General features: G+C 46.3%; 11 protein-coding genes. 4 read left to right on the top strand and 7 right to left on the bottom strand.

Translation table 11 applies throughout. From position 1 onward, the window contains the following. The first annotated feature begins 239 nt into the window (after nt 1–239). Nucleotides 240–995 (top strand): aspartate/glutamate racemase family protein, encoded by a 756-nt coding sequence (locus ACJJII_RS19155; protein WP_444917351.1) that lies wholly within the window; start codon nt 240–242, stop codon nt 993–995. A gap of 199 nt (nt 996–1194) precedes the next feature. On the opposite strand, the gene ACJJII_RS19150 is transcribed toward ACJJII_RS19155, so the two are convergent. Further along, nucleotides 1195–2091, bottom strand: a complete 897-nt coding sequence (locus ACJJII_RS19150; protein ID WP_444917350.1) for a fatty acid desaturase family protein — start codon at nt 2089–2091, stop codon at nt 1195–1197. 23 nt (nt 2092–2114) lie between these two features. Continuing rightward, complete coding sequence (locus ACJJII_RS19145; protein WP_444897538.1) at nt 2115–2918, bottom strand: hypothetical protein; 804 nt, start codon at nt 2916–2918, stop codon at nt 2115–2117. A gap of 461 nt (nt 2919–3379) precedes the next feature. Here ACJJII_RS19145 and ACJJII_RS19140 point away from each other — a divergent pair, with 461 nt between their 5' ends. Both ACJJII_RS19140 and ACJJII_RS19135 read left to right on the top strand, forming a co-directional pair. Next, nucleotides 3380–3850 (top strand): hypothetical protein, encoded by a 471-nt coding sequence (locus tag ACJJII_RS19140; RefSeq protein WP_444917349.1) that lies wholly within the window; start codon nt 3380–3382, stop codon nt 3848–3850. Between the two features lie 126 nt (nt 3851–3976). Next, nucleotides 3977–4201, top strand: coding sequence for a hypothetical protein (locus tag ACJJII_RS19135; protein ID WP_444917348.1), 225 nt, complete (start codon nt 3977–3979; stop codon nt 4199–4201). A 398-nt stretch (nt 4202–4599) separates the two neighbouring features. On the opposite strand, the gene ACJJII_RS19130 is transcribed toward ACJJII_RS19135, so the two are convergent. The 5 genes from ACJJII_RS19130 to ACJJII_RS19110 form a co-directional block, all read right to left on the bottom strand. Beyond that, a complete protein-coding gene (locus ACJJII_RS19130) occupies nt 4600–5049 on the bottom strand; it encodes a PaaI family thioesterase (RefSeq protein WP_444917347.1) in 450 nt (149 codons plus the stop codon). Between the two features lie 24 nt (nt 5050–5073). Further along, a complete protein-coding gene (locus ACJJII_RS19125; protein ID WP_444917346.1) occupies nt 5074–6003 on the bottom strand; it encodes a DMT family transporter in 930 nt (309 codons plus the stop codon). A gap of 82 nt (nt 6004–6085) precedes the next feature. Next, nucleotides 6086–8188, bottom strand: coding sequence for a 3-hydroxyacyl-CoA dehydrogenase NAD-binding domain-containing protein (locus ACJJII_RS19120; protein WP_444917345.1), 2103 nt, complete (start codon nt 8186–8188; stop codon nt 6086–6088). 62 nt (nt 8189–8250) lie between these two features. Beyond that, nucleotides 8251–9453 (bottom strand): 3-oxoadipyl-CoA thiolase, encoded by a 1203-nt coding sequence (locus ACJJII_RS19115; protein ID WP_444917344.1) that lies wholly within the window; start codon nt 9451–9453, stop codon nt 8251–8253. 55 nt (nt 9454–9508) lie between these two features. Next, complete coding sequence (locus tag ACJJII_RS19110; protein WP_444917343.1) at nt 9509–11386, bottom strand: acyl-CoA synthetase; 1878 nt, start codon at nt 11384–11386, stop codon at nt 9509–9511. Between the two features lie 468 nt (nt 11387–11854). On the opposite strand from ACJJII_RS19110, the gene ACJJII_RS19105 reads away from it, so the two are divergent. Then, nucleotides 11855–13054: an acyl-CoA dehydrogenase family protein gene (locus tag ACJJII_RS19105; RefSeq protein ID WP_444917342.1), complete on the top strand. Its 1200-nt coding sequence runs from the start codon at nt 11855–11857 to the stop codon at nt 13052–13054. Nucleotides 13055–13075 lie beyond the last annotated feature (21 nt).

Below are 13075 nucleotides of genomic sequence, written 5' to 3'. Positions count from 1 at the left end.
TGCCCCATCAAAAGGTGCGTACTTTGGCGTTTGAGATAGGCGTTACATTGATTACCTGTGTCTTCAAAATTACTTTTGCTGAAAAAAATATGTGAAGGGAATATTGATATCGGAAGAGGTGTAGCCTTTGGGTTTTAAGTTTAGTTACTCTAAGGTGAGTATCGATAGTAGTGCGTATCATAAGGGACCGCCACGATTCTAAGTAGCGGATTAATTCTAATAGATAGAAGTTTAGTAACATGAAAACCTTGCCAAAACATATAGGTATAGTTGGATGCTCCGCAGAAGGGGCCGCCCTTTGCTACAGAACAATATGTACTGAAAGCCCCAAAATTTTGGGGGAGTATGCGCACCCGGAAATCTCCATGCATACTCACTCTTTGGCAGACTATGTGGATCGATTGAATAACAGCGATTTGTTGGGTGTTGGTGACCTAATGCTTTCTTCAGCTAAAAAGCTCAAAGCTCAAAGCTCAAAGCTCAAAGCTCAAAGCTCAAAGCTCAAAGCGCAGGGTGCTGATTTCTTAATTTGTCCAGATAATACCATTCATCAGGCGTTTGAGTATGTAAAAGAATTATCACCGCTACCTTGGCTCCATATTGCTGAAGTTGTAGCAGAGAGTGCGAAATCTCGCGGTTATCAAAAGCTTGGTATTTTAGGCACCAAATGGCTGGTGGAAAGTGATGTTTACCCAAAGAAAATTGAAGGGCAGAACCTTGGTTGGCTGCGACCTACAAATGAGCAGGTACACAATATAGACCGCTTAATTATGGAAGAATTGGTCTGTGGTGTCTCGGCGCCAGATTCAGTAACTTACTTTCAAGAGGTAATTCAAAGTTTGAAGGCTAATGGTTGTGATGCCGTTATACTTGGGTGTACAGAAATACCACTAATAATTAGTGACTCCAACTCTCCTCTGCCTACCTTGAACTCCAATCATTTATTAGCGGAGGCAGCAATTAGGTTGGCTATTGGGCGTGCAGAATATTCCTAGTAAGCGCAATAGTGGGGGCTCGATCGGCATTTATCACATATAAAGCGAAGCCCTAATGTATGGATTTAGATGGCAGCAAAGCAAAAAACCATTTCACGGATAGGTTATTATGGCTTTTGCTGCTGCCTGTATGGAAAATACGGCGTAAGAATCATACTTATCTTAAGCTGTATTGCCGCGAAGTATTCAGTTTCAGTTGCTATCTTAACACCTGCCTTAACACGCCAAGGTAGTTATCGGCCAGCTCTACGTCATCATAGTACCCGCGAGCCTTAAGAAACTTATGGAGTGCTCTTAAGTTATAGGTGGGCACACCCATAAAAGCGTGATGCTCACAATGGTAGCTTAATCCATCGGTGGGGCTGACAAAGAGTAAGCCTAAAATTCCCCTTGGAACCGATCGTGTATTATATTTTGGTTCCAGATGATAGAGATCTTTAACCCCGGCATGCTCAGCGATTTGACGCATTCGAATGATTGCCATATAGACTGTAAAGTAGGCTATCACCCATAGGATATACAACTGCGGAAAGCCAGAGGCCCACAACCCCGCAAACATGATACCGTTAACAAACAGGCCCCGTGTCAACTGATAATTAACTCTCTTATTTCTGCTCAACAAATCTCGACCGCTTAAAAAAAGATATAGGTTTGCCTTTAAACCAGTGATTCCCAAAAAATCTCTAATGAATTTTCTCGCTAGACTCCTTTTACTTACAGGATAGTCTTTGTAGTTCTTCAGATCCGGATCTTTATCTGTGCCAGCATTTCGATGATGTTTTAGATGGCTCTTAATATAGGTATCACCATCCATCAATAAAAATGGTGAAGATAACCACTTGGCAACGAATTTATTATAGGCCCGGGTTGCGAAAAGCGTTTTATGACTGGCTTCATGCATGATTGCAGCTAAGGCCTGTTGACGCCCAGCAAGCAAGAATACTGCTGCAATATATACGTACCAATACGGTAATAGTGCTGCAATAACAAAAATACTAACGATGCCAATCCAAGCGCTTGCTACTATCCACCAAGCTCTGGCATCACTACGCTGCAGAAAAGGCTTTAGTTCTTCTTTGCTAATTGGGATATTCATTGAGGAGTACCTTGTTGTGATTATTAGTCAACACCTAACTTCTTCAACTGTTCCAGCCAAATGTTACGGCCAACACGATCGTACTTACGCACGATATTCTTCAATTCTTGGTACTTCTCTTGCGGTCTTATTATCTTTGGGAGTAGAGGATCAATCGCTAGGCGATGAATGGCCTCACCACCCAACCGGCATGTTTCTGATAATGTTGTATAAATAGGTTTATTTGACAGAGTCTTAAGGCTGTTCTCAAGGGACCGTACGAGATCGTCATATTCGCTATCAAGCCTTCCGATATCCCATAGCTGGTGAGCCCATTGAGAGACTAATGAATCGGGAACCTCATGCAATACAAAACAGTTCGCCCCTACCTCAAGTCCAAGAGTATCTAATGAAGCGATTATTTCAGAATGGGCGAGTTTTAGATTGTTGGGTCGTACCCACAGGTGGTCGAGGCCTACGGAAAAACCATACCATTGGAGAACCGATAATGACTTTCTACGAACCGTACGTGATATTCCTTTAGGTAAGTGACAAGTAAGCCAACTACCGTCCCAAGTTTCATAATGAAAAGTATCATGTTGCCAGCGGTTGATAAAAGCACGTTTGGCGATCGCTTTTTCTGTTAAACGGTACACCCCCCGCCCATCATGGCTGACCAATTCGGTACTTACCAATCTATTTAATGTTACTCGTAGACTATTGATAGAAATGTCAAATGCATCAGATATAAAGCTGAGCTGACTGGTTCCAAGCTCGTGTCGCTTGTTAACGCCCATCAGGTCCAGTAGGACATTTTTGGGGGTAGGCTCATACGTAAACTGATACATAGTGATTTTACTGACAATAATCCTGGTATTTGTTTCACGTGATATTACAGAGTAGAGCACAACTTGCAAGACATTGTAATCTTTGGGTTAAACAAATAGACGCTTAAATCCACGGTAATGCCATCTACTGCTATCCGATATCCTTATCACCGTGAGAGAAATCAATTGGGGAGGATTATATTCAAGTGCTTCTAGGTGCTCGGCAGGCTCTTCGCGCGAGGATGAGCTTGATAATCTTAAACTTTGTGGTAAGGCAATTTACGCAGTAGAGCATCGGCTTTAGGAGTTATAGTTTCGTGGGCTTAGCGAACAGTGGGCTCCTTGGTGCAGTAGTCAGTTCTGTGAAGCTATATGGTACGATTAAGGATAGAGCTAATTTGATGACTGCAGCAATATAAGTTGTGATGGCAATAGAGAATTCCGGTGGTTCCTAAGTTATGGCGTATAGAGGCAATTAACTTATGAAATGTTCTTTATTTTTAATGACAATATTAGTTTTAACTAGGCCAGTTATTGCAGAAGATAAAGAGTTTCGAGATTTGATTGCCTCGCATGAAGCCAATCTCGCTTTTATGTACGACCTTCTTGAAAAAGGTATAGATCCAAATAGAGAGGCACAGCTATACACTACCTTACTAGTTGGTTGGGTTTCTTTTGCTTCTGTTGCAGTTAAATACAACATTCAATCAGATATGCTAACACCTCGTAGAGTGTGCGAAATGACTCAGCTGATGGATATGACGTATCCAAAGTTATTGAATTCCCCAAAAAGCGCATATCCGATACAAATGGTTTCTTATGCACATAAATCCGCTACATCTGCGATGAAGTTGGTCGCTTCAGAATACCGAATCGATTGCGAGGAATACTTCAAAATAAAACAAAATCTTAAAGGGCGATTGGGAGAGCTTAAGAAACATGGAGATTCTTGATTGGGCTTTAATTCGAATAACGAAGATGTAGAAAAACTCAGCCCTCTTTTCGTACTGTGCTTCTACGTGAAAAATAGCCCACTCATCAGTGAAAGCTAGATCAGAATGCACGTAGAACCACCATTTATGATTAATATTCAATCACATCTAAGAAAGCAAAGACATAAATTAGTTTTTCTACAGCCTGAACGTGTACAAAAGGGAAGTTTAAGAGAAACAGAAGCACAGAGAGAGCTTCGTTTGGCTGGTGATCTTGAGGGTTACTACAAAGCACGAGCCGCTGCCGCCTATGCAGCCAGAGCGTTAATGGTCGTAAAAGTGAGTATGAATGTTGTTCAGCGGAGGAGCTAGACAAAAGTAAAACAGCTTTTATTAAGGTTGTTGAAGTTTCTACACGGAATATACAGCTACGGTTAATGAATGCTCATGCAGACTTTGTTGCTAACGATAATTAAGGTGTCCCAGGTCTTCTTAACCTTCGATAAATAGCAGTGTATTACCATCAGGTTTTTGGGCAGCTGTAGCAGGTTACGCTTTCAACGATAGCAATTGGAGCTCCCTGCAGATCAGTGACCTGATTGGGGCAGAGTCTACATGCTGATAGATAGCCTGAAAGAGATTACCGCTCATGGCTTTAGCCGCACAGGTTCTAAGAGCTGCTGCAAATAACCTGTGACGCGGGATAATAGAGTAAAATCAAGAAGAGAGTGGTGTGAGATTAGATTTGATCGCAACAATGCTTTGAATACCTACTCAGAAACTTCGAAAGTGTTTTCATCAATCAGTTCACCATCCAATGTTTCACTGCCACCACGATAGCGCATAGTCATTTGGCCAGTAGCAATTAAAGTTCCTTCACTGTCGTATACCTCTGTATATGAATAGAATATCTTTCGTCCAGTACTCGTTAGCTTACCTATCGCAGTGAGTTGATTAGTCTTGGCCTGACCGGTGAAATTTGCTGTTAAAGACAGTGTAAAGGCTCTACGACGGCGGTTGGGGTGGGGGCAGTAGAGGCCGCAGTAAGAGCCAGCGATATCGATTAATGTTGTAATAAAACCACCGTGGGGTACACCGTGGGTATTCAGGTGTTCCGGTTGTACTTCTACGCTGATTGCAACATGGCCTTCCTGCCAATTATCTATGGTTATACCTAGATGGTCATTGAACGGGGGTTGTTTCTTGTTCTGCCAATTCATCCAATTTCACCTTAGAAAGTAAGTTTATGATGGGTCGCTACAATTTGTTTTCTGAGTTGAAAGGTAGACTGTGAGCAATCCTGCACTGATAACGATCAGCGTCCCCACCAGTGCAATAGTATTAGGTAAGTGCTGCCAAATGAGCCAACCTAGAAGTCCGGCAATAACCACACCAAAGTAACTGATTGGCGACACCACACTGGGTTTTGCATAGCTATATGCTTTGGTGTACAGCCAGATAGCCAAGAGTACAGAGACACCGTTAAAAAAAAGATAGGGGAGTGTCCATAAAGGTATTGGCTCCCAATAATAGATACCCAGGGGCAGGCTGCACGCGAACGAGATTAATACGTAGTAAAACAATATAAGGCTGGGCCGGTCGGTACGGGACAAAATTCGTGTTCCGACCATAGAGGCAGCCAGGGTAAGCCCTGAAATCAGGCCGAAGGCATGGCCGCTACTAATACCGTCCACGTTGGGTTGAAGAATCAAGCTGATCCCCAATAAGCCCAGTAAGATTGGTAGCCAGTGGGTTATGGGGATCTGTGCTCGAGACCAAAGCCAGGCAATAAGGGGAACAAAAATGGGAGCTGCATTACGCAATAACCCTGCTTCCATTAGTGAAATTTTGCTTAGGGCAGAAAAATATGTGAAAAAGCATAACCACCCTGCAAAACCGCGTATTAGGTGGGTTCTCCAGTGTTGGGTGGTAAGGTGTCGAGGCGTTTGTCGCACTAGCCATGGGGTTAGCAGTATCAGGCAGATACTGTATTGGCTGAGCGTAATTAATGGCACGGGGACAGCGGTAGACACCCATTTGCTGGCTGCGGCCGCTGTACTTGCTACCAGCGCGGTAGCCAATGCAAAACCAATGCCCTTCCAGTTTTGGATATCCGTGCGGAGTGGCTGACTTGGTGGGGATTGTACTTCGACTAAGGCATCAGGCCTACTCATGGTGACACAACTTCTTTATTTGGCCGCAGCGGGTAAAGTGGGAAGCCAGTAGTCATACTCACTTCCCCTATAGTTTACAAGCTTAGATTTTGCCATCAGCCCATTGCGCAAATGTTTTTCCCTCTTGGGCTAGCCGTTCCAGTAAAGGGGCTGGAGTCCAGTAGGTATCTCCATGCTGCTGGCGGAAAGTACATATTTTTTCGTAGATTTCCTTCAAGCCGATACTGTCGGCATAGTGCATAGGTCCTCCACGATGGGGCGGAAAGCCATAACCGTAAACATATACAACGTCTATATCACTCGGACGTTGGGCTATACCTTCCTCCAGGACTTTGGCTCCTTCATTAATCAGCGCGAAAGTTAGGCGGTTTAGAATCTCCTCGTCGGAAATTTCCCGCCTTACAACCCCTTGACTTTTAGCTTGGGCTTCAATGACTTTCAGCACTTCCGGGTCGCTGCTGCGAGCGCGAGTTTCGGGATCGTAGCGATAGTAGCCGGCTCCACTTTTCTGCCCCAGGCGGCCCATTTCAACCAGGGCATCTGCAATACAGTAGGTTTTTGGTTCTCCTCTTTCTGATTCGCTCAGGCCCTGGCGGGCCTTGTAACCGATATCCAGTCCCGCTAGATCTCCAACGGCGATAGGGCCCATAGCCATCCCCCAAGACTGCATAACCGAATCAATCTGCTCCGGGGTTGAGCCCTCGATTAAACACAGCTGCGATTCTCTGCCATAGGGGCGCAACATACGATTGCCAATAAAGCCGTAACAGTTTCCCGCTAGTACGGGAACTTTCTTGATCGTTTTAGCGAGCTGCATGGCAGTGGCAATTACATCGTCAGCACTTTGCGAGCCGCGAACCACTTCGAGTAGTTTCATTACATTGGCTGGGCTGAAAAAATGCATCCCTATAACGTCTTGAGGCCTGTTGGTTGCAGCCGCGATTTGATCAATATCCTGGTAGGAAGTGTTGGTTGCAAGGATGGTACCGGGTTTGCAGGAGCGATCCAATTTGGCAAAAATTTCCTGTTTGAGCTCCATATTTTCAAATACGGCCTCAATGACCAGGTCTACGTCTGCTAGGTCTGCGTAGTCAGTTGTGCCGGAAATCAATGAGAGACATTGTGTTTTTTGACCTTCGGTGAGTTTCCCTTTCTGCATGCTGATAGTGTAATTCTTGTCGATCACTGCTAGCCCTCGATTTATCGCAGCTTGATCGATTTCTACCAGTTTGACTGGAATACCGACATTGGCAAAGTTCATGGCGATGCCTCCGCCCATAGTGCCTCCACCGATAATGCCCACGCTCTTTATCTCCCTGGTGGGTAGGTCTTTTGGTAAACCTGTGACCTTGGTTGCAGTGCGCTCGGCAAAAAACAAATGCCTGAGTGCGGCCGATTGACTGGAGAGCAGGCATTCGATAAACAGGTCGAGCTCTTTAGCAAGTCCTTGATCAAAAGGCTGATGAACTGCGGCCTCTATACAGGTAACAATATGTTGCGGTGCAAGCTGACCTCGTGATCTCTTTTCAAGGCGCTTGCGGAAATCATCAAATAACCCTTCAGGAATGCTGTCAGGATCTATTGCGATGTCTCTGACTCGGCGCAGAGGAGCTTCATTTGTTATCAATTCACGGGTAAAGGCGAGGGCTCCCTCTAACAAGTCATCATCGATAACCCGGTCTATCAACTTCATACTTTTGGCTTTAGAGGCCGGTATTGGACTGCCTTTTGTGATTAATTCCAGTGCAGCGGCAACACCAGACAAGCGTGGGGTGCGCTGGGTGCCACCGGCCCCTGGCAGTAATCCCAGTTTGACTTCTGGAAGCCCCACTTTGGCCGATGCTATTGCACAGCGGTAATGGCAGGCTAGAGCGACTTCGAATCCACCGCCGAGTGCCGTGCCGTGAATGGCGGCGATCACTGGTTTACAGGAGTTTTCTATTTCCTCAATCACTTCTGATAGGGCGGGCGCCTGTGGTGGCTTGCCAAATTCCGTAATGTCCGCACCAGCGATAAAAGTTCGGCCTTCACACACTACCACCAGGGCTTTAGATGCATCGCCTTGAGCGTTCTTAATCGCTCCCCAAATGCCTTCACGCAAGCCGTGAGAGAGGGCGTTCACAGGAGGGTTGTTCAATCGAATTACACCGATATCGCCAATGAGTTCATAACTTACACTAGACATTGCTATCTCCAGATCTTAAGTGACAACTGTTCGGTCTCGGTTTTATTTACATCTAATCAGGTTTATATGCGTTCTATGATTACGGCGATCCCCTGGCCAATCCCGATACACATGGTGGCTAGTGCATAGCGCCCACCCGTACGTTCCAGCTGGCGCAATGCTGTCAGCAAAATACGGGCACCACTGGCCCCCAGGGGGTGACCAACGGCGATGGCACCACCATTGGGATTTACCCGTGGGTCCGCATAATCAATTTCGAGCATTTTGAGGCAGCCCATAGCCTGTACCGCAAAAGCTTCGTTGAACTCCATTACATCCATATCCCCAAGCTCCAAGCCCGCCCGGGCAAGGGCTTTACGGGTAGCCGGTACCGGGCCCAACCCCATCACTCGCGGCTCTACTCCTGCAATGGCGCTGGCGAGAATACGTGCCCTTGGCTTTAGATCTGCTGCTTGGCCTGCTTCGGCGCTACCAACAATGAGTGCCGCCGCGCCATCGTTGATGCCGGAAGCGTTGCCGGCAGTAACCACTCCATCTTCGAAAAGCGCGGGTAGGGCTTGAAGTCGCTCCAAAGTTGCATTGGGACGGGGATGTTCATCCGTATCGATAAGAAGCGCTGGCTTCTTGCGACCTTGGGGTACTTCGATGGGAATAATTTCATCGACAAAGAAGCCATCGGTACGTGCCGACTCGTATTTTGTTTGTGATGCCAATGCAAATGTATCGCACTCTTCCCGGCAAATATTCAGGTCTGATGCAATATTGTCTGCGGTCTGAGGCATGGTGTGGCTTCCATACTCAGCAACAATGTTTGGGTTGGTGAAGCGGGGTCCTAGGGTCGTATCTGCCAATACCTGATTGCGATCAAAGGCACTGTTGGCTTTGGAGAGAACCAGGGGGGCGCGACTCATTGATTCGACACCTCCTGCGATAAATAGCTCTCCTTCTGAAGCGCGAATGCAGCGAGCGGCATCTGCTATAGCGGACAAGCCGGAACCACAAAGGCGATTTACCGTTATGCCGCCAGTGGATATGGGCAATCCTGCTAGCAGGCCTGAAAATCGGGCAACGTTGCGACTGTCTTCTCCCGCCTGATTGGTATTGCCCGCAATAACATCCTCAAAATGTTGAGGGTTAAAATTATTTCTTTCAGTCAGGGTCCAGATGACATGGGCAAGCAGGTTGTCGGGCCGGATACTGGAAAGGCTGCCCCTGTGGCGGCCAAAAACACTGCGGCCGCCGTCATAAATATAGGCATGTGACATAGTGAAATTTCCGATATTGGAGTTCTAAGTGCATTGAGTCATACGGTAATTTCTTTTATTCAAACTCCAAAGCCACGGGTAAATTTTCCAGGGCTTCCTCTACAGCGGCTTTGCTGGAGGCTTGTTCAAGTTGAACTTTTGCTACCTGGCCAAGGGATGCATCGAAGTGGGCGGAAAACTTAGCGGTAATACTTTTTTCCTCTAATGCCTGGCCTACGACATATTCGGTAGCGCGATTGCGCAGAGCCGGTTTGAATACTTTGGCTACAGCAGTGAGTGGAATCTCATCAATAATTTCCACGCGCTTAGGAATGGCTGCACGCTCAGAAATTTGGCTGCGGCAATAGTCAATGAGTTGTTCTTCTGTGGGCGGGTTAGTGGATGGAAACAGGGTAACGTAAGCTACTGGAACTTCTCCGGCATAAGCATCTGGTTGACCAACTGCAACGGCAATAGCAACGGCAGGGTGGCGGGATAATGGTTCTTCGATCAGAGCCGGATCTATATTGTGGCCGCCGCGAATAATTAAATCCTTGGCCCGCCCGGTTAAGAACAGGTTACCATCTCCATCGAGATATCCCATATCGCCGGTATTAAACCAGGACTTATCGACCCAGGCTTTAGCATTATCCTCTTCTGATAAGTAGCCAGAGAAAATATGTGGCCCGCGCGCGAGTACTATGCCCACCTCTCCTGTATTGCAGGTTCTAACCAGTCGGGTACCGTCTACTTCGGCAATTTTCATTTCCATATAAGGCAATCGCCGGCCGACGCTGCCTTCAGGGGCTTGCATATCGGTAGGAGGGCGAGCTAAAAGGCAGCTGGACTCCGTCATGCCGTAGCCATTACTGACAAGGACATTGAACTTCTCCTCAAAGGCATTCTTCAACCCCGTTGGCAGGGTGGAGGCTCCACAGCCAATATCTGTCAGACAGCTGATGTCATTGTCACCCACGGGAATTTGCAGCAATACACCGAGGATGGTGGGGACGGCGGCAAAGCCCTTCACCTGAAAACGCGCAACATGATGCCACCAATTTGGTAGGACATTGGGTGAGCGAAAACCAGAGGGTGTCATGATAACAATTGTGCGTCCGGCCAATAGGGTGCCAATACCCGCAACAACCGTACCGAAAATATGAAACAGCGGAAGTCCGCTCAGGGTGGCGAAGCGCCCTTTACTGGATGACGTATCAGCACTTAATTGAGCGACGAAGGCAATATTGCTGTGAGTTAAGCGGGCTATTTTAGGTCTTCCAGTAGTGCCCCCGGTGTGGAAATAACTAGCGGTTTCACTCCCCTGGATATAACGTTCACTCTTTAGATGATCGTCCGGCTGTTGGGATATAGCCGAGACAAAATTATCCGCGTGAATACCCGCTGGAACTGGAGTATTGCTAATTGGCTTTTTACTGATTAGTAACAGAGTTTTTAATGTGGGAACTTGCTCGAGAATTTGCGTTACTTTATCCCATATTTCCTCGCTAAGATCTTGGCCAAGAGTGACCAGGACTTTAGCCCTGGTGGTATTCATAATTTCGATTATATGTTCGGGTTCCAGCAAAGGATTAATAGGGCTGGTAATACCTGCTGCCTGGCCTCCCCAAAGTGCAAAATGGGTTTCTGGCAAATTGGGTAGTAGTAAAGTCACTGTATCGGTTGGCTCAACACCGATGGAGTGAAGAAGATTGGCAGTCTGGTGCACTCGCTGGGATAACTCGGAGAAACTTACTTTAACCGTGTCTTCGTCAGGTGCGGCCGTTGGCAGGAATTCAATGGCCGAGTCATGTTGGTAGAGGCGGGCAGATTGCCGGATTAAATCAAAAGTGCTTTCCCAGGGGTATCGCTGCGAAAGGGGGACTTTTTCATATTCCTGAATTTCAGCAAGTGACTGCAACATTGTATCGGAGGATTGAATGGGCGTGATCGACATGGGGGCTTCTCTCACTTTGGTTATTATGGTGACGACCATAGCAAAAGTGAATACAGCATTCCACTCTGCGGAATAAGGTGTTAGTGTTTTACCTATTAAGAAGTGCCCAATGCATTTTTTAATGGAAAATGGCGCAAAAAAACTTATTAAAAATAAAAAGGCGCCATGTTGTTGAGGTTTTTTCTGTTTTATTTTTTGAGCGGTTGATTTGTGTGCCTATCTGGAATTGATTGGCGCTAGAAATGCTCGGTTTTTTATTTCGATAAAGGCATTTTACGCCAATAATTTAAATCGTTGGGATCGATTCAAAGGCAATTAAGTAACTTGTCGAGGTGAAGCTGTTAAACACTAGTTCCGCCTGTAGCGGGGATCTTTCAAAAGATTGCGTATTTTTGCTGCGCAAGATTGTGATAGAAGCAGTTTGTAGGAGCTGCTGTTCAATGCGCCGACTAATAAAGGAGCAGGCGAATGAATATAGATTTTTCTCCCGAAGAGTTAGCTTTTCAGCAGGAGGTCCAGCAGTTTCTCCAAGAGAAACTTCCTGAAGATATTAGAGAGAAAACCCTGAAGGAAATCCCGCTGGAGAAAGAGGATTTTATTCGCTGGCAAAAAATACTCTATGAGCAAGGGTGGGCAGCTACGAATTGGCCGGTTGAATATGGAGGTACCGGTTGGACACCTACTCAGAAACACATTTGGGCAGACGAATGTGCTAACTATGGTGTACCAGAGTTGATTCCTTTCGGCTTAAAAATGGTTGCTCCAGTGATCTTTACCTACGGTAGTGAAGAACAAAAGCAACGATTTCTGCCTGACATCCTGGCAAGTAATGTCTGGTGGTGTCAGGGGTATTCAGAACCAAATGCTGGCTCAGATTTAGCTTCCTTAAAAACAACAGCTGTCCGTGATGGCGATGAGTATATTGTCAACGGCACCAAGACCTGGAATACCTTGGGTCACTTTGCAGACTGGATATTTTGTTTGGTTCGTACTGGTGGGCCTCAAGTAAAGAACCAGGCTGCTATCAGCTTCTTGCTAATTGATATGAAACACCCGGGTATTACGGTTTCGCCAATTATGACCTTGGGTGGTCACCATGAAGTAAATGAAGTCCATTTCAATAATGTGAGGGTGCCGGTAGAAAACCGTATTGGCGAGGAGGGGCAAGGGTGGACTTACGCCAAGGTTTTGCTAACCCATGAACGCACCGGTATTGCGCGGGTGGCAAAATCCAAGAAACGCTTACAAACGTTAAAGGATTTAGCCAAAGAGACCTGCGATGGAGAAAATAGTCTACTTGAGAACCCGGCTTTTGCCCAAAAACTGGCCGAAGTTGAAATTGATCTCTTGGCCCTGGAGTTTACTGAACTACGCACGCTTGCGGCGGTAAGTACAGGTGGTGCCCCAGGAGCGGAATCTTCCATCCTTAAAATCAAAGGAACCGAAGTCGCTCAACTTATCGATGAACTGTATATGGAGATGGCGGGTTACTACGGAATGCCGTTTGTGAGAGAGCAGTTTAGGAGCGGGTTTGACGGAGAATGGGTGGGCCCCGGTGTTATTGCCAGCAGTGTGCCTCGTTACTTAAATAACCGTAAATCCTCAATTTATGGCGGAAGTAATGAGATCCAGAAAAATATTATCAGTAAATGGGTACTTGGCCTGTAAGTGCAGCATCTAAAGAGGACT

The sequence above is a fragment of the Microbulbifer maximicatervae (SeqCode) genome, assembly GCF_052467825.1.
Note: the sequence above shows the minus strand (reverse complement) of the source record. Positions and strands in the feature narration are given on the sequence as shown.

What these genes read in the sequence shown, in the direction of transcription:
- ACJJII_RS19155 (WP_444917351.1), top strand. Translation starts at nt 240, where the DNA reads ATGAAAACCTTGCCAAAACATATAGGTATAGTTGGATGCTCCGCAGAA.
- ACJJII_RS19150 (WP_444917350.1), bottom strand. Translation starts at nt 2,091, where the DNA reads ATGAATATCCCAATTAGCAAAGAAGAACTAAAGCCTTTTCTGCAGCGT.
- ACJJII_RS19145 (WP_444897538.1), bottom strand. Translation starts at nt 2,918, where the DNA reads ATGTATCAGTTTACGTATGAGCCTACCCCCAAAAATGTCCTACTGGAC.
- ACJJII_RS19140 (WP_444917349.1), top strand. Translation starts at nt 3,380, where the DNA reads ATGAAATGTTCTTTATTTTTAATGACAATATTAGTTTTAACTAGGCCA.
- ACJJII_RS19135 (WP_444917348.1), top strand. Translation starts at nt 3,977, where the DNA reads ATGATTAATATTCAATCACATCTAAGAAAGCAAAGACATAAATTAGTT.
- ACJJII_RS19130 (WP_444917347.1), bottom strand. Translation starts at nt 5,049, where the DNA reads ATGAATTGGCAGAACAAGAAACAACCCCCGTTCAATGACCATCTAGGT.
- ACJJII_RS19125 (WP_444917346.1), bottom strand. Translation starts at nt 6,003, where the DNA reads ATGAGTAGGCCTGATGCCTTAGTCGAAGTACAATCCCCACCAAGTCAG.
- ACJJII_RS19120 (WP_444917345.1), bottom strand. Translation starts at nt 8,188, where the DNA reads ATGTCTAGTGTAAGTTATGAACTCATTGGCGATATCGGTGTAATTCGA.
- ACJJII_RS19115 (WP_444917344.1), bottom strand. Translation starts at nt 9,453, where the DNA reads ATGTCACATGCCTATATTTATGACGGCGGCCGCAGTGTTTTTGGCCGC.
- ACJJII_RS19110 (WP_444917343.1), bottom strand. Translation starts at nt 11,386, where the DNA reads ATGTCGATCACGCCCATTCAATCCTCCGATACAATGTTGCAGTCACTT.
- ACJJII_RS19105 (WP_444917342.1), top strand. Translation starts at nt 11,855, where the DNA reads ATGAATATAGATTTTTCTCCCGAAGAGTTAGCTTTTCAGCAGGAGGTC.